The organism is Rhodococcus sp. LW-XY12, assembly GCF_019317345.1.
Lineage (GTDB): Bacteria > Actinomycetota > Actinomycetes > Mycobacteriales > Mycobacteriaceae > Rhodococcus > Rhodococcus pyridinivorans.
Map to the genome: position 1 here is coordinate 1,981,032 of NZ_CP079225.1, position 23,765 is coordinate 2,004,796.

General features: G+C 68.8%; 25 protein-coding genes and 1 pseudogene. 18 read left to right on the forward strand and 8 right to left on the reverse strand.

What is annotated here, in order from left to right; genetic code table 11:
* Positions 1 to 37 precede the first annotated feature (37 nt).
* The 8 genes from KXC42_RS09335 to dprA all read left to right on the forward strand — a co-directional run bounded on the left by KXC42_RS09335 (position 38) and on the right by dprA (position 6,697).
* On the forward strand, positions 38 to 943 hold the full coding sequence (locus KXC42_RS09335) for a hypothetical protein (RefSeq protein ID WP_024100629.1): 906 nt from the start codon (positions 38 to 40) through the stop codon (positions 941 to 943).
* Positions 944 to 1,026: 83 nt separating this feature from the next.
* Complete coding sequence (gene rplS / locus KXC42_RS09340) at positions 1,027 to 1,368, forward strand: 50S ribosomal protein L19 (RefSeq protein WP_006550960.1); 342 nt, start codon at positions 1,027 to 1,029, stop codon at positions 1,366 to 1,368.
* 228 nt (positions 1,369 to 1,596) lie between these two features.
* Positions 1,597 to 2,406, forward strand: coding sequence for a signal peptidase I (lepB, locus tag KXC42_RS09345; RefSeq protein WP_039586960.1), 810 nt, complete (start codon positions 1,597 to 1,599; stop codon positions 2,404 to 2,406).
* Positions 2,403 to 3,155: a ribonuclease HII gene (locus KXC42_RS09350; protein WP_024100630.1), complete on the forward strand. Its 753-nt coding sequence runs from the start codon at positions 2,403 to 2,405 to the stop codon at positions 3,153 to 3,155. Before lepB ends, KXC42_RS09350 begins: the two co-directional genes overlap by 4 nt.
* 37 nt (positions 3,156 to 3,192) lie before the next feature.
* Positions 3,193 to 3,507 (forward strand): DUF2469 domain-containing protein, encoded by a 315-nt coding sequence (locus tag KXC42_RS09355; RefSeq protein ID WP_006550963.1) that lies wholly within the window; start codon positions 3,193 to 3,195, stop codon positions 3,505 to 3,507.
* 177 nt (positions 3,508 to 3,684) lie between these two features.
* Positions 3,685 to 4,059, forward strand: a complete 375-nt coding sequence (locus KXC42_RS09360; protein ID WP_219130239.1) for a YraN family protein — start codon at positions 3,685 to 3,687, stop codon at positions 4,057 to 4,059.
* Positions 4,059 to 5,567, forward strand: coding sequence for a YifB family Mg chelatase-like AAA ATPase (locus KXC42_RS09365; protein ID WP_006550965.1), 1,509 nt, complete (start codon positions 4,059 to 4,061; stop codon positions 5,565 to 5,567). The genes KXC42_RS09360 and KXC42_RS09365 overlap by 1 nt, the downstream gene beginning before the upstream one ends.
* Positions 5,564 to 6,697 (forward strand): DNA-processing protein DprA, encoded by a 1,134-nt coding sequence (gene dprA / locus KXC42_RS09370; RefSeq protein ID WP_200359959.1) that lies wholly within the window; start codon positions 5,564 to 5,566, stop codon positions 6,695 to 6,697. The genes KXC42_RS09365 and dprA overlap by 4 nt, the downstream gene beginning before the upstream one ends.
* 24 nt (positions 6,698 to 6,721) lie before the next feature.
* On the opposite strand, the gene KXC42_RS09375 is transcribed toward dprA, so the two are convergent.
* Complete coding sequence (locus KXC42_RS09375) at positions 6,722 to 8,038, reverse strand: ClC family H(+)/Cl(-) exchange transporter (protein ID WP_033096504.1); 1,317 nt, start codon at positions 8,036 to 8,038, stop codon at positions 6,722 to 6,724.
* 142 nt (positions 8,039 to 8,180) lie between these two features.
* Complete coding sequence (locus KXC42_RS09380; RefSeq protein ID WP_006550968.1) at positions 8,181 to 8,447, reverse strand: hypothetical protein; 267 nt, start codon at positions 8,445 to 8,447, stop codon at positions 8,181 to 8,183.
* Between the two features lie 114 nt (positions 8,448 to 8,561).
* Here KXC42_RS09380 and KXC42_RS09385 point away from each other — a divergent pair, with 114 nt between their 5' ends.
* Entirely contained in the window at positions 8,562 to 9,326 is a 765-nt protein-coding gene (locus KXC42_RS09385; RefSeq protein WP_033096505.1) for a siderophore-interacting protein, read from the forward strand.
* A gap of 15 nt (positions 9,327 to 9,341) precedes the next feature.
* Here KXC42_RS09385 and KXC42_RS09390 read toward each other — a convergent pair whose 3' ends face one another.
* The 3 genes and pseudogenes from KXC42_RS09390 to KXC42_RS09400 all read right to left on the reverse strand — a co-directional run.
* Entirely contained in the window at positions 9,342 to 9,695 is a 354-nt protein-coding gene (locus KXC42_RS09390) for a hypothetical protein (RefSeq protein ID WP_373922188.1), read from the reverse strand.
* Positions 9,696 to 9,814: 119 nt separating this feature from the next.
* Positions 9,815 to 11,275 (reverse strand): group II intron reverse transcriptase/maturase, encoded by a 1,461-nt coding sequence (ltrA, locus tag KXC42_RS09395; protein WP_219129438.1) that lies wholly within the window; start codon positions 11,273 to 11,275, stop codon positions 9,815 to 9,817.
* A 599-nt stretch (positions 11,276 to 11,874) separates the two neighbouring features.
* Positions 11,875 to 12,705, reverse strand: a pseudogene (locus KXC42_RS09400) (multidrug effflux MFS transporter); the annotation flags it as partial.
* Positions 12,706 to 12,790: 85 nt separating this feature from the next.
* On the opposite strand from KXC42_RS09400, the gene KXC42_RS09405 reads away from it, so the two are divergent.
* Both KXC42_RS09405 and KXC42_RS09410 read left to right on the forward strand, forming a co-directional pair.
* Complete coding sequence (locus KXC42_RS09405) at positions 12,791 to 13,729, forward strand: tyrosine recombinase XerC (protein ID WP_039586967.1); 939 nt, start codon at positions 12,791 to 12,793, stop codon at positions 13,727 to 13,729.
* A gap of 66 nt (positions 13,730 to 13,795) precedes the next feature.
* Positions 13,796 to 15,334, forward strand: a complete 1,539-nt coding sequence (locus KXC42_RS09410) for a MinD/ParA family protein (RefSeq protein ID WP_219130240.1) — start codon at positions 13,796 to 13,798, stop codon at positions 15,332 to 15,334.
* 74 nt (positions 15,335 to 15,408) lie between these two features.
* Here the strand turns inward: KXC42_RS09410 and KXC42_RS09415 are convergent, their stop codons facing one another.
* On the reverse strand, positions 15,409 to 15,912 hold the full coding sequence (locus KXC42_RS09415; protein ID WP_219130241.1) for a M23 family metallopeptidase: 504 nt from the start codon (positions 15,910 to 15,912) through the stop codon (positions 15,409 to 15,411).
* Between the two features lie 307 nt (positions 15,913 to 16,219).
* On the opposite strand from KXC42_RS09415, the gene rpsB reads away from it, so the two are divergent.
* From rpsB to KXC42_RS09445, 6 genes are all read left to right on the forward strand, one after another.
* A complete protein-coding gene (gene rpsB / locus KXC42_RS09420) occupies positions 16,220 to 17,062 on the forward strand; it encodes a 30S ribosomal protein S2 (RefSeq protein ID WP_024100637.1) in 843 nt (280 codons plus the stop codon).
* Between the two features lie 130 nt (positions 17,063 to 17,192).
* Entirely contained in the window at positions 17,193 to 18,017 is an 825-nt protein-coding gene (gene tsf, locus KXC42_RS09425) for a translation elongation factor Ts (RefSeq protein ID WP_006550975.1), read from the forward strand.
* A gap of 197 nt (positions 18,018 to 18,214) precedes the next feature.
* The gene (gene pyrH, locus KXC42_RS09430; protein WP_006550976.1) at positions 18,215 to 18,943 is read left to right on the forward strand and encodes a UMP kinase; all 729 of its coding nucleotides are present in this window, start codon (positions 18,215 to 18,217) and stop codon (positions 18,941 to 18,943) included.
* A 28-nt stretch (positions 18,944 to 18,971) separates the two neighbouring features.
* Positions 18,972 to 19,529, forward strand: coding sequence for a ribosome recycling factor (gene frr, locus KXC42_RS09435; RefSeq protein ID WP_006550977.1), 558 nt, complete (start codon positions 18,972 to 18,974; stop codon positions 19,527 to 19,529).
* A gap of 2 nt (positions 19,530 to 19,531) precedes the next feature.
* On the forward strand, positions 19,532 to 20,470 hold the full coding sequence (locus KXC42_RS09440; RefSeq protein ID WP_006550978.1) for a phosphatidate cytidylyltransferase: 939 nt from the start codon (positions 19,532 to 19,534) through the stop codon (positions 20,468 to 20,470).
* A 7-nt stretch (positions 20,471 to 20,477) separates the two neighbouring features.
* Complete coding sequence (locus KXC42_RS09445; protein WP_006550979.1) at positions 20,478 to 21,224, forward strand: class I SAM-dependent methyltransferase; 747 nt, start codon at positions 20,478 to 20,480, stop codon at positions 21,222 to 21,224.
* A 12-nt stretch (positions 21,225 to 21,236) separates the two neighbouring features.
* Here the strand turns inward: KXC42_RS09445 and KXC42_RS09450 are convergent, their stop codons facing one another.
* Positions 21,237 to 22,070 carry a CoA ester lyase gene (locus KXC42_RS09450; protein WP_219130242.1) on the reverse strand — a complete coding sequence of 278 codons (834 nt, stop codon included), beginning with the start codon at positions 22,068 to 22,070 and terminating at the stop codon, positions 21,237 to 21,239.
* Positions 22,071 to 22,207: 137 nt separating this feature from the next.
* On the opposite strand from KXC42_RS09450, the gene rlmN reads away from it, so the two are divergent.
* The gene (gene rlmN, locus KXC42_RS09455) at positions 22,208 to 23,317 is read left to right on the forward strand and encodes a 23S rRNA (adenine(2503)-C(2))-methyltransferase RlmN (RefSeq protein WP_039586972.1); all 1,110 of its coding nucleotides are present in this window, start codon (positions 22,208 to 22,210) and stop codon (positions 23,315 to 23,317) included.
* A 66-nt stretch (positions 23,318 to 23,383) separates the two neighbouring features.
* Here the strand turns inward: rlmN and KXC42_RS09460 are convergent, their stop codons facing one another.
* On the reverse strand, positions 23,384 to 23,632 hold the full coding sequence (locus tag KXC42_RS09460; protein WP_006550982.1) for a DUF2631 domain-containing protein: 249 nt from the start codon (positions 23,630 to 23,632) through the stop codon (positions 23,384 to 23,386).
* Positions 23,633 to 23,765 lie beyond the last annotated feature (133 nt).

Sequence of the window (23,765 nt, forward strand, 5' to 3'; positions counted from 1 at the left end):
TGGACATGAGATCCACGGTGGCCGGGGTGATCCGGTGATGCTCGACTGGATGCGGCGCGAGATCGTCGATCAGGGGCGCCTGCCGCTGCTGTTCTTCCTGCTCGGTTTCGTGGCCGCGTTCGTCTTCATCCGGATCAGCGTGCGGTTGATCCGCGCGCAGGTGCGCTGGTGGCCCGGCAACATCACCCCGGGCGGTCAGCACGTGCACCACGTGGTGTTCGGTGTCGTCACGATGGTGATCGCCGGTGGGGGACTGATCGCGATCTCGGAGGACGCGAACCGCGTCGCCGCGTGCATCCTCGCGGCGCTCTTCGGAGTCGGCGCCGCACTGACACTCGACGAGTTCGCGTTGATCTTCTATCTGAACGACGTGTACTGGGAAGAACAGGGACGGGTGTCCGTCGACGCCGTCTTCGTGGCGATCGCCGTGACCGGGATGTGGTTGCTCGGTCTGCGACCGTTCGAACTCGGGGACACCACGAACTTCGAGGACAGCGGTGATTGGGCCGGACGGGCCGCACTGGTGGTGGCTGTGCTCGTGAACCTCCTGCTCGCCGCGATCGTCCTGGCGAAAGGAAAGATCTGGACGGGCCTGGTGGGGCTGTTCGTCGTTCCGCTGCTGTGGGTCGGCGCGATCCGGCTCTCCCGGCCCGGCGCGCCCTGGGCTCGCTGGCGGTACGGCAAGCGGCCCCGTCGCATGGCGCGCGCGCTCGAACGCGAACGTCGACTGCGGCGCCCGGTGATCCGCGCCAAGATCTTCGTGCAGGATCTCGTCGCGGGCGCACCGACGCTCGAAACCGTGCGGGGCAGTGTCGAGCACTCGCGCACCGCGACCGAGGCCGAACTGGACCGTCGCGTCAAGCCGGCGCCACCGCCGATTTCATCGATCGATGTTCCGTCTGGCACAATGGACGGGTTGCCCCGTTCGGGCACGCCTACCTGACCTGGGCACGAACCGGTCGAGCCCGCCACACGGCGGTCGCCGCCAGGTTCCTCTGCTCGAGCGAACAAGAGGATGAAAAACCGATGAACACCCTGGACTTTCTGGACGCCAAGTCGCTGCGCGACGACATCCCGGACTTCCGTCCCGGCGACACTCTCGACGTGCACGTCAAGGTCATCGAGGGCAGCAAGGAGCGTGTGCAGGTCTTCAAGGGCGTCGTGATCCGGCGCCAGGGCGGCGGCATCCGCGAGACCTTCACCGTCCGCAAGGTTTCCTTCGGCGTCGGCGTGGAGCGCACCTTCCCGGTCCACAGCCCCAACCTCGCCAAGATCGACGTGCTGACCCGTGGCGACGTCCGTCGCGCGAAGCTCTACTACCTGCGTGAGCTGCGCGGCAAGGCTGCCAAGATCAAGGAGAAGCGCTGATCTTCGGCCGCTGACCAGCCCCTCGGGCTGCTCGGCACGGCTCCCGAGCCACCCGATACAGCATCCGACGACCCGGCCCGGACTTCCGTCCCGGCCGGGTCGTCGTCGTTGTGGGCAGCGGTCTGTCCCTCTCCCGTCCGGTCGACGGTCGTCCTCGGCGGGCCGCCGTGCCGCAGACGCTAGTCTGTCGAGGTGGCAGATTCCCCGCACGATCCGGCTCGACCGGATGTGAACCGCAACGATGTTCGAGGTTCGGCTCGGAGCGATCGAGCCGACGGTGCACACCACCGGCGCGAGGACCCCGCAGCGAAGGACACCGCCCCGAAGGCGAAGAAGCAGAAGTCGTTCTGGCGTGAACTGCCGATCCTGGTCGTCGTCGCACTGGCCCTGAGCTTCCTGCTGCAGACCTTCGTGGCGCGGGTCTATCTCATCCCCTCGGAGTCGATGGAGCCGACACTGCACGGCTGCCCGGGCTGCACCGGCGACCGCATCGTCGTCGAGAAGGTGGGATACCGCTTCACCGACCCCCGTCCCGGCGACGTCATCGTCTTCGAAGGCCCCGACTCGTGGTCGGCCGGCTACACCTCGACCCGTTCCGACAACGTCGTCGTGCGGGGACTGCAGGAGATCGGTTCGCTCGTCGGCGTCGTGCCGCCGGACGAGAACGACCTCGTCAAGCGCGTGATCGCGACCGGCGGGCAGACGGTGGAATGCTGCGACGACCAGGGCCGCGTCCTCGTCGACGGTGTCCCGCTCGACGAGCCGTACGTGACCATGGACTTCCCGTTCACCCCGGGTGTCGTCACCTGCGAGACCGAGGTCCCCTCCGGGCGTTGCTTCGGGCCCGTCACCGTGCCCGAGGACCACGTCTGGGTGATGGGCGACAACCGCAGTAACTCGGCCGACTCGCGCTACCACGTCGGGGACGAGCACCAGGGCTCTATCCCGCTGGACAATGTCATCGGAAAAGCCCGCTTCATCGTGCTGCCTCCCGGCCGATGGGGCCTCATCGACTCACCGGAGATCCTTCCCTCGTGACTGCTTGGCCACCTCGACCCGTGATCCGTCGCTCCTCCGGACTGCGCACCATGGAGTCCGCGCTCGCGCGGTGCGGTCTCGGTCCGGTAGCGGGGGTCGACGAAGCCGGCCGCGGTGCCTGCGCCGGGCCGCTCGTCGTCGCCGCGTGCGTGCTCGGCGACCGGCCGCACGCGTCGCTCGACCGGCTCGACGATTCGAAGAAGCTCACCGAACGCATCCGCGAGGAGTTGTACTCGGTGATCGTGCGACGCGCCCGGGCGTGGAGCGTGGTGGTGATCCCCGCGGAGGAGGTCGACGCGATCGGCATCCACGTCGCCAACATCGAAGGCATGCGACGCGCGGTGGCAGGTCTGTCGACTCCGCCCGGTTACGTGCTGACCGACGGCTTCCGGGTGCCCGGACTGCCCGCGCCGTCGCTGCCCGTGATCGGCGGCGACGCGGCGGCCGCGTGCATCGCGGCGGCCAGCGTGCTCGCGAAGGTCACACGCGATCGCATGATGGTCGACCTCGACGGCGAGCTACCGGAGTACGGTTTCGCAGTACACAAGGGCTACAGCACTCCGACGCACATGGCGGCGTTGGCCGAGCACGGCCCGTCACCGCAGCACCGGCGGTCGTGGGCCAATGTGCGCTCGGTGTGCGGAGTGCCCGCAGTGCGACGTCGGCTGTTCGCCGACGACCTGGTTCGTCGATCGTATGCAGACGACCTGGGGCGTCGATTGTTCACCGACGAGGCGGATGCGGGATGATTGCAGGACACACCAGACTGGGAGGACACCGAGACCGATGAGTGCCGAGGATCTCGAGAAGTACGAAACCGAGATGGAACTCTCGCTGTACAGGGAGTACCGGGACATCGTCGGTCAGTTCGCGTACGTCGTGGAGACCGAACGCCGGTTCTACCTGGCGAACGCGGTGGAATTGCTGCCGCACAACGCCAACGGCGAAGTGTACTTCGAAGTGCGCATGTCCGACGCCTGGGTGTGGGACATGTACCGTCCCGCCCGCTTCGTCAAGCACGTCCGTGTCATCACCTTCAAGGACGTCAACATCGAAGAGCTCGACAAGCCCGAACTGAGACTGCCCGACAAGCTGGGCTGACGCCCTCGGGGATGACCCTGCGCACAGCGGCCGCATCCTAGCCGGGGCGCCGACACCGAGCCGTTCTCCGTGGCTCGTCGCCCGCCGTTGTGCACAGGCACCGCACTCATCCACAGTTTCCCCGATCTTCGTGCTCGGACCCCGATTCCGCGTGCCCCGGTCCTCCACAGTGGGGGCATGCAGGGGACCAATCGGACATCACACAACCGGGATCTGGGCGCGCGAGGCGAGGATCTTGCCGCCGAATACCTCGAGTCGACCGGCATGGTCGTGCTCGAACGGAACTGGCGCAGCCGATACGGCGAACTCGATCTCATCGCACAGGACGGCGCGTCCGTCGTCTTCGTCGAGGTCAAGACCCGCACCGGCACCGGCTACGGCACCCCCGCCGAGGCGGTGACGCCCGCGAAGGCCGAACGGATCCGTCGCCTCGCCGGACAGTGGCTGTCCGAGCAGACGCGCCGCTGGTCGCACATCCGCGTCGATGTGGTCACCGTCCTGCTCGCGTGGGGACACGCCCCGGAGATCACCCATCGCAAGCAGGTCCTCTGATGGCGCTCGGCCGTGCCTGGTCGGTCGCCGTCTCCGGGATCGACGGGCAGGTCGTCGAGATCGAAGCCGACATCGGGCGAGGTCTGCCGGGCGTGACGATGGTGGGGCTGCCCGACACCGCGCTCCAGGAGTCGCGCGACCGGGTGCGCGCCGCCGTGTCGAATTCCGGTGCCAAGTGGCCGGATTCGAAGGTCGTGCTCGCACTGTCGCCGGCCACGCTGCCGAAGGTCGGCAGTGTCTACGATCTCGGACTGGCGTGCGCGGTGCTCGACGCAGCGGATGTCGTGCCGACCGAGGCCGTCTCCCGGACGGTGCTGCTCGGCGAACTCGCGCTCGACGGGCGCGTCAGGCCGGTGCGCGGTGTGCTGCCCGCCGTGCTCACGGCGAAGAAACACGGCTGGTCGCGCGTGGTGGTGCCGACCGCGACGATGACCGAAGCGGCGCTCGTCGACGGCATCGACGTCTACGGCGCCGAGACACTGCGCGAGTTGGTGCTCTGGCTCCAGGGCGACGGTCCGCTCGAACGGCCCGATCCGCGCGCGCTGCCACCGCGGGCGGTGCGCGGCGATCTCAGCGAAGTGGTCGGCCAGCACGAAGCGCGTCGCGCGATCGAGGTCGCTGCGGCCGGCGCGCACCACCTGATGTTGACCGGCCCGCCGGGAATCGGGAAAACAATGCTCGCGCAGCGACTTCCGGGGATCCTGCCGGACCTGGACGAAAGTCACGCCCTCGAGGTGACGGCCATCCATTCGGTGGCGGGCACCCTCACCAGCGACCGGCCGCTCGTGACGGAACCGCCCTTCATCGCGCCCCATCACACGGCGTCGGTAAGTTCGCTGATCGGAGGCGGTACCGGCATGGCGAAACCCGGCGCGGTGAGCCGGGCACACCGTGGCGTGCTGTTCCTCGACGAGGTCGCCGAGATGGGGACGAAGACACTCGAAGCGCTGCGGACGCCGCTCGAGGACGGGGAGGTGCGCATCGCCCGCCGGGACGGTGTCGCGCGATATCCGGCCCGCTTCCAGCTGATCCTCGCCGCCAACCCGTGCCCGTGCGCACCACCACGCGACGCCGACTGCGTGTGTGCGCCGACCGCACGTCGCCGCTATCTGGGGCGTCTGTCGGGCCCGCTCCTCGACCGCGTCGACCTGCGGGTCCGGATGCAAGCCGTCGCGACCAGCGCGTTGATGGGGGAGACCGGCGAGAGCACCGACGACGTACGGGCGCGCGTCGCCCGGGCGAGAGCCGCGGCACGCGAGCGGTGGGCCGAGCACGGCTGGGCCACCAACGCCGAGGTGCCCGGGCCGGCTCTGCGGCAGAAGTTCCGTCTTCCACGTGCTGCGCTCGAACCCGTCGAATGGGCGCTGCGCAAGGGCGCCATCACCGCGCGAGGAGCGGATCGGGCACTGCGGGTCGCGTGGACGCTGAGCGACCTCGACGGTTCTGATTCGCCGACGGCGACGCACGTCGCTGCCGCACTCGACTTCCGGGATCGGGGTGTCGCATGAGCGGGCACGGCGACGAACGGCGCCTGGCCTGGGCCTATCTGTCGACCGTCGCACAGGGTGCGTCGCGTTCGTTGTCGGCGGCAGTGGAAGCGGAGGGTGTACTCGAGGTGGCAGCCGCCATCCGGTCGGGTGCGGGCCTCGACGAACTCACGTCGCGGTACTCGGTGCGGGCACACCTCGATACCGCGGCACGGGATCTCGATCGTTTGGGACGGGCCGGCGGGCGACTGGTCACGCCCGACGACGACGAATGGCCTGCCTGGCAGATGCTCGGCTTCGGCACTCTCGACACCGCGACCGACGCCGAAGGGCCACCCCTCGCGCTGTGGGTGTGGGGGAGCCGGCGGATCGACGACCTCGCCGAACGCGCGATCGGCATCGTCGGGACCCGCGCCGCGAGCGGTTACGGGGAGCACGTCACCGCCGAGATCGCCGGGGATCTCGCCGCCGACGGATGGACGGTCGTGTCCGGCGCGGCCTTCGGCGTCGACGCGGCCGCACACCGCGCGGCGCTCGGGGTGGGTGGCACCACCGTCGCGATCCTGGCCTGCGGTGTCGACCGGGCGTATCCGGCGGCACACGCGACGATGTTGCGGCGGATCTCCGAATCGGGTCTGGTGGTGAGCGAGTATCCCCCGGGCACGACTCCGGCGCGGTACCGGTTCCTCGCCCGCAACCGGCTGATCGCGGGGTTGTCCGCCGGCACGGTCGTCGTCGAGGCGGGCTGGCGCAGCGGGGCGCGCAACACCGCGGCGTGGGCGCGACGACTCGGGCGGCCTGTCATGGCGGTGCCCGGACCGGTGACCTCGGCGGCCTCGCAGGGCTGTCACCGCATGATCAGGGAGGGCGAGGCGCGTCTGGTGGGCGCGGCGCGCGACGTCGTCGAGGAGTGCGGTCCGCTGCTGGCGGGCGGGGACGACGACCTCGACGGCCTGTTCCGCCGCGACCTGGACGGATTGTCGGGCGACATGGCCCTGGTCTACGAGGCGCTTCCGGCGTCGGATGTCTGTGATCCGGCGATGGTGGCCGAGTCCGCGGGGCTGCCGATCGAGCGGGTGCGGGCGGCGCTGCCCCTGCTCGAACTCGACGGTCTGGTGGTGGTGACGGACGGAGGGTGGCGGCGGACGTGACGGCGGATCGACGCCCGGGGCGGTCTACCCCCGGTCGGGAGGGGTGCCGAACATGCGGTCGCGCAGGCTGTCGTAGATGGGCGGGACCCGCGTGGAATACGCCACGACGACGGCGCAGATCGTCGCGGCGAGCATCGGGACCGTCACTCCCGTCGCCGCGGTCATCTCCACGACGAGGACGACTCCGGTGATCGGGGCCCGCACCGACGCGCCGAAGAGAGCGGCCATCCCCGCGATGGCCATCGGCACGGCCAGGGACGACCCGATCCCGGGGACGATCGCGGTACAGATCCCGGCGCACAACAGACCCCAGAGAGCGCCCAGTGCGAGGAGCGGCGCGAACAGTCCGCCCGGTGTCCCGGCCGCGTACGACAGCGGGCCGGCGACGAACCGCAGCAGGACGTACCAGGCGACCACCGGCAGTGCGAGCGCACCACCGCTCACCACGTGCTGGACGAGGGAGTCGCCGCCACCGCCGGCCCACGGTGCGACCACGGACAACAACCCGACGAGTCCGCCGATGATTGCAGCCTTCATCACCGGTGAGAGCGACCGGACCGACTCCACCACGCTCAGCGAGCCCAGGACCATCCGGTTGTAGGCCGCGCCGAGCAGTCCGGTGAGCAGACCGAACACCACGAACACGGGCAGCAGGACGATCGACGGGGGAGCGATGGGGTCCACGGCGAAGTCGGGGGTGTCGCCGACGATCGTCCGCGAGCACACCACCGCGGCGGCCACCGACAGGACGACGGGTACGACCGTGCGGAAACGGAAGCTGCCGGTGACCTCCTCGAAGACGAACAGCGCACCGCCGATCGGGGCATTGAACGCGACCGCGAGTCCGGCACCGGACACCGAGGTCTGCAGCAGACGTTCGTGCTCGGGACGCCGGGCGCAGCGTGCGGTCTCGGCGCCCACCGCGGCACCCATGTGCACGATCGGGCCCTCCCGTCCCAGGACGAGACCCGACCCGATCGACAGGAGCGCCCCGACGAATCTGGAGGGCAGCACCGACAGAGGTGGGGGCTCGGCCTGCCCGCGGTCGACGGCTTCGACGTGCTGGATTCCGCTACCCGAGGCGAGGGGGACCATCCGGACGATCAGCGCTGCGAGCAGAGCGCCAAGGATCGTGATTCCCACCGGCACGAGCCATCCCGGACCGGGAAGTTCGTGCGCCCACTCCGCGGTGTGGATCCGCCATCGCTCGAGCCGTTCCAGGCACCAGCGGAAGGCCCCGCCGACGACGCCGATGACGGCGCCGGCCACGATCGCCAGCACACAGATCGTCGCCAGTTCGCGAGCGGGAACGGTAGGTTCCCGCACGTTCTCGATGTCCACCCGGCGCCCTCCGACCTGCCGCCGACGCGCCGATCCGCCCGGCGGTGCCGGAGACGGTCGCGCGAAGGAGTCGTGACCGTATGTTCACAGACTCCGAGACGTTTCGCGGGGACGCGCGAGGGTGAATTCGGAGGAGGACCGCCTACTCGGCCGAGGTGTCGGCGGTCGGCTCGTCCTCGACGTACCAAGCGCGGTCCTCGCGGTCCCATTTCACGGCACCGCGGTGGGCCTTGCGGAACTCCTTGAGGACGGCGCGGTCGATCGAGGGGTGGCCGTTGTCGTTCACGTAGATCCACTCGGAGCCGAACTTGGCCTCGATCGCGTCGACCATGTCGGTCTGGGTGACCCTGCGTTCGGTGGTGATGATGTCGGTCATCCATGTGGCGATGTCGGCCGCGGTGGTGCTCATGTTCTCGAGCCTAGAGCCTCGCCGATCGTGACCTCCCCGCCGCACCCCGCGACAGAGTACGGTGACGCGAGATAGGTAACCCTAATAGGAGGTTCGGTGGCACGGAAAGCGCCCATGGGGACGACACTCACGGTTCTGCGGACCGAGGCGATCGGCGAGCACTTCGTCCGCGTGGTGCTCGGCGGAGACGGCTTCGGCGAGTTCCAGGCCCGTGCGGAGACCGACAGCTACGTGAAGATCGAGCTGCCCGCGGGGGACGAGACGGTCGTCCGCACCTACACCGTCCGGCGCGTGGACCCGGACGCCGGGGAGATCTGGATCGACTTCGTCGTGCACGGCGACGAGGGTGTCGCGGGGCCGTGGGCTCACTCGGTGCAACCGGGCACGCAGGTCGTGGTGCGGGGACCCGGCGCGGGATACCGGCCCGATCGCTCCGCCGACTTCCATCTGCTCGCCGGCGACGAGACCGCGATCCCTGCGATCGCGACTGCGCTCGAGGACCTGCCCGCCGACGCGCGGGGCGCGGTCTTCCTGGAGGTCATCGGTCCAGGCGACGAACTGAAACTCGACGCGCCGGCGGGTGTGGACATCACGTGGCTCCATCGCGGTGTCGCGGCCGGTGACGCCGGTGCCGACCTGATCGACGGCAACTCGCCGCTCGTCGCAGCGGTGAAGGCCCTGCCCTGGCCGGGCGGCGACGTGCAGGTCTTCGTGCACGGTGAGGCCGAGGCCGTCATGAAGCACATCCGGCCGTACCTGCGGAAGGAACGGGCCGTACCGCCGGCACGCGCGTCGATCTCGGGTTACTGGCGTCGCGGACGCACCGAGGAGGGCTTCCGCGTATGGAAGAGCGAACTCGCGGCCGTCGAGAGCAACTGACGGCGGCGGTTCGCGTCAGCTCGAGGACTCGCGCGCCGGCACCGCGGCCGAGTCACGCGCCAGCACCGCAGCGGAGGTGAGCGCGAGTCCCGAGCACACGACGATGGCGACGGCCATCGGGATACCTGTGCCTTCGCCGCCGAGCCCGACGAGGGGGGAGACCACGGCGGCGAGACCGAACTGGGAGGCGCCGATCACGGCGGAGCCCGTACCGGCCGCCTTCGGGACCTGCGACTGGGCCAGCGCGGTGGCGTTGCCCAGCGTCAGGCCCATCATGCTGATCGCGACGAACAGCAGCGGCAGGATCAGCGCCGCGACGTAGCCGACGACGACCATCGTCAGCAACAGCAGGGCGCCCGCCGTGAACATGGTGTTGGGTGGACCCGGGGCGCGGTGGCGGCATTGCTGCTGCTCCGTTTCCCCGGGCCTCCCGCCGAACCCGCCGTGCGCCTTTCAACGCAACGGGCTCTCCACGACGATGGTGCCGGTCAGGCAGCCATGATCGGGTCGTAGGGACTGGGGATCTTCGTCCCGCGGTACCAGTAGCGTTCGATCCGCACTCGAGTGGGATCGAACAGGACCGCATCCGAGGTCGCGATGGGTCTCCAACTGCCGTCGGAACGGCGGAGCCATCGTTTGACCTTGGACCAGTTCCAACGACGCTGCTCGCGCTGCCAGGCCACGAACCTTCGCCAGGTGAAATACCGGAGGAAGGAAAACCGTCGCCCGGCCAGCGCGTGGCGGAAATAGTAGGTCCAGCCACGCAGTGCCGCGTTGACCTCGACGATCACAGCCGTCAGGGGCCGAGGAGACCGGCGTGGGGTCAACTGGCGGATGGTCTGCTTGATCGATCGAAACGCCTTGTCGGCGATGAAGGTCATGCAGTACCACTTTCCGCCTCCTCGTCGTTGCCTCCACTGGAGGTGGAAGCCGAGGAAGTCGATCCCATGCTCGAGGTGCGTGATGCGGGTTTTGGTCTCGGACAAACGGAGTCCGATCCCGCCGAGCACCTCGGTGACTTGTTCTTTCAAGGCGAGTACGTCATCTCTGCTGCCGTTGGTCATGATGACGAAATCGTCCGCGTAGCGCACGATCCGCCAGTTGCCCATCCCGCTACGCACCCGTTTGCGACGAGCCCACTGCGTGGCCTGATCGCCACCGGGTTGCCACGGAGCCATGATCGCCTCGTCCAGAGCGGACAACGCGATGTTGGCCAGCAGCGGTGAAATGATCCCGCCCTGAGGCGTTCCCGCATCGGTGCCGCCCTGGCGGCCGAGCTCATCGAGCACCCCGGCCTTGAGGAACGCCCGCACCAATGCGACGGTCTTCTTGTCCGTGATCCGTGCCCGCACCCGTGCGAGTAATGCCCGGTGATCGATGTGGTCGAAACATCCTTCGATGTCCGCGTCCAGCACCCACCGGTACCCGCGTTGGGCGTAGTAATGGATCTCGGCGACCGCATCGTGGGCTCGCCGCTTCGGCCGGAAACCGTATGAGACCGGCAGAAAGTCGGCCTCGAAGATCGGTTCCAGCACCATCTTCAACGACTGTTGCACGACCCGGTCGGTCACGGTGGGGATCCCCAACGGGCGGGACTTGCCGCCCGGTTTGGGGATGAGCACCCGCCGCACCGGCGCGGGCCGATACGTGCCGTCCTCGATGCTTGCGGCGATCCCGGACAAGAACGCCTGGACCTCGCCGCGCTGTTCGATCCGGTGCACTGTCGCACCGTCGATCCCAGCAGTGCGAGCTCCTTTGTTGCGTGCCACCACCGACCAGGCCATCCGAAGATAGTCCGGGTGGGACACGAGGTTGAACAAGTCCCCGAACCGCGCACTGCGGTCGGTCTTGGCCCACCGGTGATACTTGATCTGCGTCCGCGCTACCCGATCCCGGGCGATATCCGCCCGAGGCCCGGCGCCGGAGTTCACCGACGCGTCTTGCGCCATCGCAGTACCTCCTATCCATTGTCGCTGCCGCCCTTCCCGATGTGTCCGGCTCTCCCGGACTCGCAGTACTACGGCGGCTCCGCCAGCTCCCGGATCGGTCGGTGGACGACGCACCCAGCCACCCCGCAGCACCGGCTGCACCACGGTCGTGGCAGATCCGAGAACCTTCCCGTGTTCACTCGCTGTTCGCTCACCGAAGGAGGCACCCGGCTATCTGCCTGCGGCACCCACCGGCGACTACTCCGTAGTCCTTCGCCGCCGGCCCCGCCCGGGAAAAGTAACTCGTCCCCCGGACGGTCTGCCTGCCCGTCACTCCGGCAGACAGCTCACCGCGCCCGCCCCAAATCCGCAGGGTTAGAGGCGGTTATACGTCAAGACAGGTGATGACACCGGTTCCTCGCGTATACCTCTTCGGCATCGCTCGCCGCGCCCACGTCATCCAGCGGTGCTGACGCGACACGGCTTTGTCAGGGCTGCTCCCACCCTCCCGGGCGTCTCCCCGGTCAGGCTGCCCCCAGCTTCATAGACTCCTGGCTACGGCCAGGCTCAAGGCAAAGGTCTCTCACCTCCGCTCGAACAGCAAGCGCCTCACGGCGCACGGTCACACCGAAGAGCAGCAGTGTCCGCACCTCGAACCGGCCGATGAGGCGGGTGTTGACGGCATTGGCCAGCACGAGACCGGCCGAGTTCACGGCGAACACCATCGAGAACTGGCCGGGGCTCAGACCGAGGATGTTCTGGGTGACGAACGGCGAGGCCGAGATGTACGAGAACATGGCGCCGAAGCCCAGGGCCATCGCGGCGGCGTAACCGACGAAGCGTCGCTGCCGGAGGACGTACCCGAAGTTGCCGGCCATCGTCTTCAGACCGCCGCCGTGCCGCTCCTCCGGCGGCAGGGTCTCCGGGACGAATGCGAAGGCGCCGACGGCCATCAGGACGGCCAGGCCCGTGAGCACCCAGAAGATGCCGCGCCATCCGATCGGTCCAAGCAGCACACCACCGAGCAGAGGAGCGGCGACGGGCGCGATGCCACCGATGATCATCATCAGGCTGAACAGCTTGGCGGCCTGATTGCCTCGCGCCCGGTCGGCGATGACCGCCCGGGCGAGGACGATGCCGGTGCCGCCGCTGAAGCCCTGGACCAGACGCGCAGCGATCAGGATCTCGACGGTGGGTGCCATCGCGCAGATCGCGCTGCTCACCGCCAGGACGATCGTGCCGGCGAGGATCAGCCGTCGACGGCCCCAGCCGTCCGACAGGGGACCCACGAGCAGCTGGCCGAGTCCGAGACCCGCCATGAACGTCGTGAGTGTGAGCTGGACGCCGACGGTCGAACTGCCCAGGCTCTCCGCCATGACGGGAAGTCCCGGGAGGTACATGTCCGTGGCGAGCGGCGCGATCGCCGACAGCAACGCCAGGGCGCACAACATCGGTACCGGGATCGTTTTGTTCACGAAAGCACCTTAGTCGGCGCGGGCCGTTGCACCCGAGGCGGTCGTGCCGCACGGTAGACCCATGCGAGGCAAGGAATCCGACATGCTCCCCGCGACGCTGGACGTGCACCTCGAGGACTTCGTCGACCACCTCCGCCTCGAAGGCAACCGCTCGGAACACACGATCCGCGCCTATCGCGCCGACATCCGTTCGCTGTTGCAGCACCTCGCCGACCGGAATCCCGATGCGCGCATCACCGACCTCGACCTCGATCTGCTGCGATCCTGGCTCGCCGGGATGGTGGCGGCGGGAGCGGCCCGCACCACGCTCGCGCGGCGCACCTCGTCGGCACGCGTCTTCACGGCATGGCTCGTACGCACCCGCCGACTCGACGCCGATCCGGCGACGCGTCTGGTCTCGCCACGTCCGCACCGCTCCCTGCCCGCCGTGCTCCGCGACGACCAGGCACTGGAGATCATGGAGGCCGCGAAATCCGGTGCGCGTGAACTCGATCCCGTCGCACTGCGTGACCGGGTGATCGTCGAGCTGCTCTATGCCACCGGAATCCGGGTCGGTGAGCTGTGCGCGGTCGACATCGACGACGTCGACGCCGAGCGGCGGGTCGTCCGGGTTCTCGGCAAGGGCGACAAGGAACGGATCGTTCCCTACGGAGGTCCCGCGGCAGAGGCGCTCGACGCGTGGCTGCGTCACGGACGCCCGCATCTCGCACGACCGTCGTCGGGTGCGGCGCTGCTGCTGGGCAAGCGTGGTGGCCGGATCGATCAGCGGCAGGTCCGGTCTGTGGTGCACGACGCCGTCTCGTCGGTGCCGGGCGCACCCGACCTCGCACCGCACGGCCTGCGGCACAGTGCTGCGACGCACCTGCTCGAAGGGGGAGCGGACCTGCGCGTGGTCCAGGAGGTGCTGGGCCATTCGAGTCTGGCCACCACGCAGCTCTACACCCACGTGTCGGTGGCGCGTCTGCGCGCCGCGCACGATCAGGCTCATCCCCGCGCCTGATCGGCCTGCCCGAGAAGCCGTCCCGGTTTGATAGCGTGCGCCGGCACCATCGAATCGGGGGAACAGATGAGACGCAACGAACCGGGTCCTGCCGTGCCCGCCTGGCTGCAGGACCCACCGGAATCCGGAACCGACCACGCGCGCCGCGGCCTCCGCCGCGCGGCCAGAGTCGCCGAGACGCTCGGCTCCTCCACTTCGCCTGGCGACGGTGCGATTCCGCCCACTGCCTCCGCTCCGATCGAGATGACGGCCTCCGTGCCTCTCGGCATGGCGTTGCGGCCCCGGATCAGCGCAGACGACCCGGAGCCGGAGGCGTCCGAACCGCTCGTCGCGCACAAACCGGCGCGACCCGAGAATCCGGTGCTCCCATCGTCGGAGCCCGAGGCGGCGGTCTCGGCAGCGACCGATGCGGTGGTTCCGGAAGCCGTGACCGAACCCGAGCCTGAGCCCGTCTTCTCGGAAGCGGCACCCGAAGCCATGGAGACGCAGCCCGACACTGTGGCACCTGCACCTGCACCTGCACCTGCACCTGCACCTGCACCTGAGGTGTCGGGCCCGGAAACTACGGAGGTCGCTCTTGGACCGGTCGAACCCGAGGTCTCGGGCCCGCTACCGGCGCGAACGGACGCTCCGGTCGACGACCTGCAACACGAGGCCCAGCGGTTCGACCATCAGCCGTCGAATGTCGACCTCGCGTCGGGAGTGCTCGTCCGCAGGTCACGACGTTCCACGCGGCGGTGGCGGGAGCGGGTCGACCGGCTGACCGGCGGCAGGCTCGACGGAGGAGGCAGTGAGCGCCGCGAGGAGCTCGTCGCCCGGATCCGCCAGCCGATCCCGGGCGACTACCGGATCGCGGTGCTGTCGCTGAAGGGCGGGGTGGGAAAGACCACCACGACCGTCGGGCTCGGGTCGACGTTCGCGTCGCTGCGCGGCGACTGCGTCATCGCCGTCGACGCGAATCCGGACTTCGGCACCCTCGGGCAGAGAATTCCGCAGCAGACCACCTCGACGGTGCGGGACCTGCTCGCGAACGCGTCGAACATCCGCCGGTACTCGGACGTGCGTGCCCACACCTCCCAGGCGCCGAGCCGGCTCGAAGTGCTCGCGAGCGAACGCGATCCCGCTGCCTCCCAAGCGTTCAGCGAGGAGGACTACCGCCGCGTCGTCGGCATTCTGCAGGTCTACTACAACGTGATCCTCACCGACTGCGGGACCGGGATCATGCAATCGGTTATGCGGGGCGTGCTGGACCTGGCGAACACCCTCGTCCTCGTCGCCTCACCTGCGGTCGACGCGGCCCGCAGTGCGGCGGCGACCCTCGACTGGCTGCAGGCGCACGGCTACTCCGACCTGGTCGAACGCACGGTCGTGGTGATCAGCTCGCCGCGCCCGGGTGCGGCGAGCATCGACATGGACGCGCTGACCGCGCATTTCCTCGCGCGGTGCCGGGCGGTGAAGGTGCTGCCCTTCGACGAGCATCTCGCCGAGGGAGCCGAGATCGATCTCGAACGCCTCCGCCCCGCGACACGCACGGCGTTCGTCGAACTCGCCGCGATGGTCGCCGACGACTTCCCTGCACTGTCGGGTCGACACGCGGGGCGCTAGTCGGGTCGACACGCGGGGCGCTAGTCGGGTCGACACGCAGTGCGCCAGGCGGGGCGCACGGGCCCCGGGACGTCTCATACCGGCAGCAGGCGGATCACCGGGCGCTCGACGAGGGGCAGCGGGTCGAGATAGTCGTCGCGGCCGCGTCGGAGTCCCCAGTGCAGGCATGCGGGGGAGGCGCAGCTATCGTGACCGGCGACGACGGTGCCGATGGGATCGCCCCTCGTCACCCGGCGACCCGCGGCGACCGCCGCCTCCACCGGCTCGTAGGTGGTGCGCAGCCCGCCCTCGTGATCGACGGAGACCACAGGCTTCCCGGCCACGACACCGGCGAACGCGACGACGCCGTCACCGGCGGCCACGACGGTCTGCCCCACGTGTGCGTCGAGGTCGACACCGCGGTGACCGGGGAGCCAGTTCTGCTCGGGCGGGTCGAACTGCCGGCTCACGACCGGCCGGGGATCGAGCGGCCACACGAACCGTCCGGCGTCGGCCGATCCGGGTCCCGGCGCAGCGGTGAGCACGACGACCGCGGCGATCACGACGGCGAGCGACCGGAGGGGAGCGGTGAGGAGCATGCCCGCCAGCCTCGTGAATCGGAGTCGCTGCGCACCAGGGGGCGACGCGATCTGTGGACAACTCCGGATCCGTCCACAGGTCCGGTGACTCCCGGTTAGGGATCCGCGCCTGCTCCGCGTACACTTGTCGGGCGGTCTGTATACGCAGATCGACTTCGCGCGTCCGCGCATCGATGCCGACCCGTTTCTCCGGGCCGCATCGGAAATGGCCGTCGGCCGGTCCCGCAAGGGTTCGACGGGCATGTGGGCGCCAGGGCGGGGATCGGAAGATCCACCGCGGAAACCGACACGAAAGAGAGAAACAGGCATGCCTGTTGTGACTATGCGGCAGCTGCTCGACAGCGGCGCCCACTTCGGACACCAGACCCGTCGCTGGAACCCGAAGATGAAGCGGTTCATCTTCACCGACCGCAACGGCATCTACATCATCGACCTGCAGCAGACCCTGACGTACATCGACAAGGCGTACGAGTTCGTCAAGGAGACCGTCGCTCACGGTGGAACCGTGCTGTTCGTCGGCACCAAGAAGCAGGCTCAGGAATCCATCGCCGAAGAGGCCACCCGCGTGGGCATGCCCTACGTGAACCAGCGCTGGCTCGGCGGCATGCTCACCAACTTCTCGACCGTTCACAAGCGCCTGCAGCGCCTGAAGGAGCTCGAGTCGATGGAGCAGACCGGCGGCTTCGAGGGACGCACCAAGAAGGAAATCCTCATGCTCACGCGTGAGAAGAACAAGCTGGAGCGCACCCTCGGCGGCATCCGCGACATGGCGAAGGTTCCGTCGGCGATCTGGGTCGTCGACACCAACAAGGAGCACATCGCCGTCGGTGAGGCCCGCAAGCTGAACATCCCGGTCATCGCCATCCTCGACACCAACTGCGATCCGGACCTCGTCGACTACCCGATCCCGGGCAACGACGACGCGATCCGTTCCGCGGCGTTGCTGACCAAGGTCGTCGCTTCCGCCGTCGCCGAGGGCCTGCAGGCGCGCGCCGGCAAGAGCAGCGACGCGGAGGCCAAGCCCGAGGCCGGTGCCGAGCCTCTCGCCGAGTGGGAGCAGGAGCTGCTCGCGCAGGCCACCCCCGCCGCCGACGCCGAGGCGCCCGCAGCGGACGTAGCCCCCGCAGCAGACGCGGCCCCCGAGGCCTGATTCGTTGCCCGGCCCCGACCTTCCGATCGAGAGATCCTGGTCGGGGCCGTCGCATCGCGGCCCGAGCTCATCCGCGCGACAGGGCCGCCCCCAGAGACTTTTCCACCACAGACACAGGAGGCTCGCTTCCATGGCGAACTACACCGCCGCCGACGTCAAGCGTCTCCGTGAGCTCACCGGCTCCGGAATGCTGGACTGCAAGAACGCTCTCGCCGACAACGACGGCGACTTCGACAAGGCCGTCGAGCAGCTGCGCATCAAGGGTGCCAAGGACGTGGGCAAGCGCGCCGAGCGCTCCACCGCCGAAGGCCTCGTCGTCGCCAAGGACGGCGTTCTCGTCGAGCTGAACTCCGAGACCGACTTCGTCGCCAAGAACGACGAGTTCCAGGCTCTCGCCGACAAGGTCGTCACCGCTGCCGCACAGGCCCGCGCGAACGACGTCGAGGCGCTCAAGGCCGTCGAGGCCGACGGCAAGACCGTCGACGCCCTCGTCCAGGAGCTGTCCGCGAAGATCGGCGAGAAGCTCGAGCTGCGTCGCGTTGCCGCTTTCGACGGTCAGACCGCCGTCTACCTGCACAAGCGTGCTTCCGACCTGCCGCCGTCCGTCGGCGTGCTCGTCGAGTACACCGGTGAGGGCGACGCTGCTGCAGAGGCCGCTCGCGCTGCCGCCATGCAGATCGCCGCTCTGAAGGCCAAGTACGTCACCCGTGACGAGGTTCCCGAGGACATCGTCGCCAACGAGCGTCGTATCGCCGAGGAGACCGCCAAGGCCGAGGGCAAGCCGGAGCAGGCTCTGCCGAAGATCGTCGAAGGCCGCGTCAACGGCTACTTCAAGGATGTCGTCCTGCTCGAGCAGGCGTCCGTGACGGACTCGAAGAAGACCGTCAAGGCGATCCTCGACGAGGCCGGCGCGAACGTCGTCCGCTTCGTGCGTTTCGAGGTCGGCGCCAGCTAGTTCTTCCACTCCACGACCCCGTCGGTGCTGCTACCGGCGGGGTCGAGGTGTGTCGGGCCACGCCGCCTCGGGGCCCGGAGGCGCCCGCGCGTGCTGCGCGGTGACAGGTGTGGCGTGTCTATCCGCCCGATCTCGGTTCCCGCGAGCGGATGAGGCAGGATGATAAGGGCCGATTCATGCGCAACCAGAGGAGAGTCATGTCCGACCACGCCCACGATCGGCCCGGATTCCGCCGGGTACTGCTCAAGCTCGGCGGCGAGATGTTCGGCGGCGGCAAGGTCGGACTCGACCCGGACGTGGTGACGACGGTGGCCCAGCAGATCGCGGAGGTCGTGCGCGGTGGCGCCGAGGTCGCGGTCGTGATCGGTGGCGGCAACTTCTTCCGCGGCGCCGAACTCCAGCAGCGCGGTCTCGAACGCGCGCGATCCGACTACATGGGCATGCTCGGCACGGTCATGAACTCCCTTGCGCTGCAGGACTTCCTGGAGAAGGAAGGCATCGACACCCGCGTCCAGACCGCCATCACGATGGGGCAGGTCGCCGAGCCCTACCTGCCGCTGCGTGCGCGCCGCCACCTCGAGAAGGGGCGTGTGGTCATCTTCGGTGCCGGCATGGGCATGCCGTACTTCTCCACCGACACCACCGCCGCGCAGCGCGCACTCGAGATCGGCGCCGAGGTCGTCCTCATGGCGAAGGCCGTGGACGGTGTCTATTCCGACGATCCCCGCACGAACCCGGATGCGGTGCTGTTCGAGGAGATCACCCATCGCGAGGTCATCGAACAGGGCCTCAAGGTCGCCGACGCGACCGCCTTCAGCCTGTGCATGGACAACGCCATGCCGATCATGGTCTTCAATCTGCTGACCAAGGGCAATATCGCCCGAGCCATCGCCGGTGAGAAGATCGGAACACTCGTACGGTCATGAACGGACAACGGAACATGGAGGAACTGCCGTGATCGATGAAGCCCTCTTCGAAGCAGAAGAGAAGATGGAGAAGGCCGTCACGGTGGCCCGGGACGATCTGGGTGGCATCCGGACCGGTCGCGCGAACCCGGGCATGTTCAACCGCATCGTCGTCGACTACTACGGGGCTCCCACGCCGATCACGCAGATCGCCAGCATCAATGTTCCCGAGGCGCGCATGGTCATCGTCAAGCCGTACGAGGCCTCGCAGCTGAACGCGATCGAGACCGCCATCCGCAACTCCGATCTCGGTGTCAATCCCACCAACGACGGCAACATCATCCGCATCTCGGTCCCGCAGCTCACCGAGGAGCGTCGCCGCGAACTCGTCAAGCAGGCAAAGGCCAAGGGCGAGGACGCCAAGGTCGCCGTGCGCAACGTCCGCCGCAAGGCGATGGAGGAACTCGGCCGCATCCAGAAGGAGGGCGAGGCCGGCGAGGACGATGTGAACCGCGCCGAGAAGGAACTCGACAAGACGACCGCCAAGTACGTCGGTCAGATCGACGAGTTGATCAAGCACAAGGAAGCCGAACTGATGGAGGTCTGACAGTGGGTCGAGCCGACGGGTCCTCCGACCCGCAGCTTCCACTCGGTGCCGGAGCCGACTCCGGTGCCACCCCTGCAGACCCGGCACCGGCCCCCGACCCTGCGTCGGAGCCGGTGAAGAAACCCTCACGGGCGGGACGCGACCTGCCGGCCGCCTTCGCGGTCGGCGGGGGTCTGGGTGCGCTCGTCATCGGGATCCTGCTGTTCGCCCCGAAGGCGTGGCTCGCCGTTGTCGCGATCGCCATCGGCATCGCGACCTGGGAGGTCACCAAGCGTCTGCGTGAAGCCGACGTGCTCGTCCCCAGACTGCCGCTGCTGGCCGGTGGTCAGGCGATGATCTGGCTCGGGTGGCCGTACGGCACAACGGGTGTGCTCGGCGCGTTCGCGGGCACGGTCGTCGTGACGATGCTGTGGCGCCTGTTCGACCACGGTCTCGTCGCGCAGCCACGCAACTACCTGCGCGATACCGCTGTCGCGGTCTTCGTCGCCGCCTGGTTGCCGCTGCTGGCGTCGTTCGCGACCCTCATGGTCCTCGAGGATCAGGGCGCGCAGCGCGTGTTCTGCCTGATGCTCGTGTGCGTGGCGTCGGACATCGGTGGCTACGCAGCGGGCGTGCTCTTCGGTAAGCACCCGATGGTGCCGGCGATCAGCCCGAAGAAGTCCTGGGAGGGATTCGGCGGGTCGCTCGTGGCGTGCGTCGCCGTCGGCGTCCTCACGGTCATGCTTCTGCTCGACGGCCCGTGGTGGGTCGGTGTGATCCTCGGTGCGGTGCTCGTGTTCACGGCGACGGCCGGAGATCTGATCGAGTCGCAGGTCAAACGCGACCTCGGTATCAAGGACATGGGCACCTTGCTGCCCGGTCACGGCGGCATCATGGACCGGCTCGACTCGATCCTGCCGTCGGCCTTCGTCACCTGGCTGATCCTCACGGCCTTCGTGTAGTCGGCCGATGGTGCGTCCGTCGAAGCTTCGTGCGCCGAAGTCGGGAAGTGGTGTGATCGCCAGCCCCAACATCTGGCACTGGCCCGAGGTGTACGAGGAGGAGAACCGCGCGCAGGACCCCCGCGGCGCCGTGTACGCGGCGCTGCGGGAGGCCGCGGACTGGATCGGCCGCCACGTCGTCGACGTCGGGTGCGGTTCGGGTTTCCACCTTCCGATGTTCGCGTCCGACGCACGCACGGTGACCGGAATCGAGCCGCACCCGCCGCTGGTCGCCGCGGCCCGCACCCGCGTGAAAGGTCTTCCGTCGGTCACCGTGACGGAAGGCTCCGCCGCTAACATGCCGCTGCCTGACGCCTCGGTCGATCTCGTCCACGCCCGCACCGCCTACTTCTTCGGCCCCGGGTGCGGCGCCGGAATCCTCGAGGCCATGCGGGTGCTGCGTCCCGGCGGGGCGCTCGCCGTCGTCGACCTCGACGCCACCGCCCATCCCTACGGCGACTGGATGCGCGACGACCTCCCGCACTACGACCCGGCCGCGGTCGAGGCGTTCTTCGAGGCGCAGGGATTCGATCTGCGCCGCATCGACACGCTGTGGGAGTTCCCGGACCGCGCGACCCTCGAGCGGGTGCTCGGCATCGAGTTCGCACCCCGCGTCGCGACCCGGGCGATCCGGGAGACACCCGGCACGACGCTCACCGTCCGCTACCGGCTGCACGTGCGCCGCAGACCCATCGGCGGCCTGGAACTGAGCTGAGACCGGTCAGCGCTACCGGCCGATACCGAACATCCGCGCCAGCTCGGTGATCTTCTTCGCCTTCGCGAGGTTCGGCAGGTCGCTGCCGTCGCGGACGTTGCGCCCGTCCTCACCGAGCTTGTCGATGATGCCTTCCGCCCAGTCCACGTCCGTGCTGTTCGGGCTCAGAGCCACGTTCACGTACGACGCGCGTTCGCCGGTCATGCACAACTTGCCGGTCATCCCCATCGAGCACGTCAGCTCGGCCTCACGTTCGAGGACCTCGGGGTCGTCGCTGAGTGTGGGTCCGTCGATGGGTCCCGGCAGGCGCGCGGCGCGGCTGGTGATGACCAACCGGGATCTCGCGTATGCCATCGCCATCGGGCTGTCGCTCATGCCGGTGTCGCGCCGGAAGTCGCCGCTGCCGAAGACCAGGCGGAAGGTGCCCTCCGCGCGGGCGATCTCGGGAGCCGCCTCGAGACCCATCGCCGACTCGATCAACACGAGGATGCGCGTGCCCTCCGGCAGCAGGTCGGCGGTGGCCTCGACCTGGTGACCGCTCTCCGCCTTCGCGAGCATGACGCCCTGCAGGCCCGATAGGCCGGCGAGCGCGGCGAGATCGTCGGCCCAGAACGACGTGGTGGCGTCGTTGACCCGCACCCAGGCCTTCCCACCCTCGCGCAGCCACGCCACGATGCCGTCGCGAGCGGCGGGTTTGGCCGCGGCGGGTACGGCATCCTCGAGGTCGAGCACCACCGCATCGGCGGGCGAGTCGGCGGCGGCGTCGAAGAGATCGGGGGAGCGGCCCGGAACGAGCAACCACGAGCGTGCGACTTCGGGAGCGACGAGACCGGTCATGATGTCCATGCTCCCGTATTCCCCCTCCGCGCCCGGGTGACTCGGCGTGAGGGAGACCGAGCGGTGACACCGGCACAGGAATGGGGGGCGAGTATCACAGCGACACCGCGACCCATCCGTCCCGGATCATGGGACAATGGGTGATTATGGCTTCTTCCCTGCCCCTGGTCTTCGATGCACCCAAGCGCGGTCTTCCGCCGCGCCATCTCGCCGACCTCGACGCAGATCAGCGTCGTGATGCGGTGCGCGAACTGGGGCTTCCGGCCTTTCGCGCCGACCAGCTCGCCCGCCAGTACTACGGGCGGCTCGAGGCGGATCCGGTGAAGATGACCGATCTGCCCGCCGCCGTCCGCGACAAGGTGGGGGAGTCGCTGTTCCCGCCTCTGCTCAGCGCTGTCAAGCACATCGCGTGCGACGGAGGCGAGACCCGCAAGACGTTGTGGCGCGCCCACGACGGCACCCTGCTCGAGAGCGTCCTCATGCGCTATCCCGACCGCGCCACGCTGTGCATCTCGAGCCAGGCGGGGTGCGGCATGGCGTGCCCGTTCTGCGCGACAGGCCAGGGCGGCCTCGACCGGAACCTGTCCACGGCGGAGATCGTCGACCAGGTGCGCGCGGCTGCTGCGGCGCTGCGCGACGGTGACGTCGCCGGCGGACCCGGACGGCTGTCGAACGTCGTGTTCATGGGCATGGGGGAGCCGCTCGCGAACTACAAGCGGGTGGTCGCGGCGGTGCGCCGCATCACCTCACCTGCCCCCGAAGGGCTCGGCCTGTCGCAGCGCTCGGTCACCGTCTCCACCGTGGGACTCGCACCGGCCATCCGGCGCCTCGCCGACGAAGGTCTGAGCGTCACCCTCGCGGTGTCGCTGCACACCCCGGACGACGAACTGCGCGACACCCTCGTCCCCGTCAACAACAGGTGGTCGGTCGCCGAGGTTCTCGAGGCGGCGCGATACTACGCCGACAAGACCGGCCGGCGCGTCTCGATCGAGTACGCCCTCATCCGCGACGTCAACGACCAGCCGTGGCGCGCTGACATGCTCGGCAAGAAGCTCCACAAGGCGCTCGGGTCGCTCGTGCACGTCAACTTGATCCCACTGAACCCCACACCGGGCAGCGAGTGGGACGCCAGCCCGAAGGACGTCGAACGTGAGTTCGTGCGGCGCGTGCAGGCCCAGGGCGTGTCGTGCACCGTGCGCGACACGCGTGGCCAGGAGATCGCGGCAGCCTGCGGGCAGCTCGCCGCCGAAGGCTGAGGCGGCACCGAATACACGACGGGGCCCGTCCGGAGAATTCCGGACGGGCCCCGAACGTTCGTGGAACTAGCGCAGACGGCGCCGGCGCACCGCGTCGCGCGCGACGATGAACACGAGCAGGGCCGCCGAGCCGATCAGGTACAGGCTCTCCACGTGTCCTTCGTGGTTGCCGATGAGCATCAGCAGCAGGAACGCCGCGACGATCAGGGCCATGACGCGGAAGAACCTGGGGGCTTCCCCGCTCCAACCCCACTCGGCGGACGGCACTTCCGCCGCCACATCACCACGAGTGGACTGCAACTCGGTACCGGCCACGGTTTCCTCCTGCTCACCAGATGCTGCTGTTGCTGCTTATCGTGACATACGACCCCGCGTCGTACGAAGCGGGGCATGCGTGCGGTGCGTTCCGACGGGTGGAAGCCGGGCGGTTCAGGAACCGTTCAGGTGC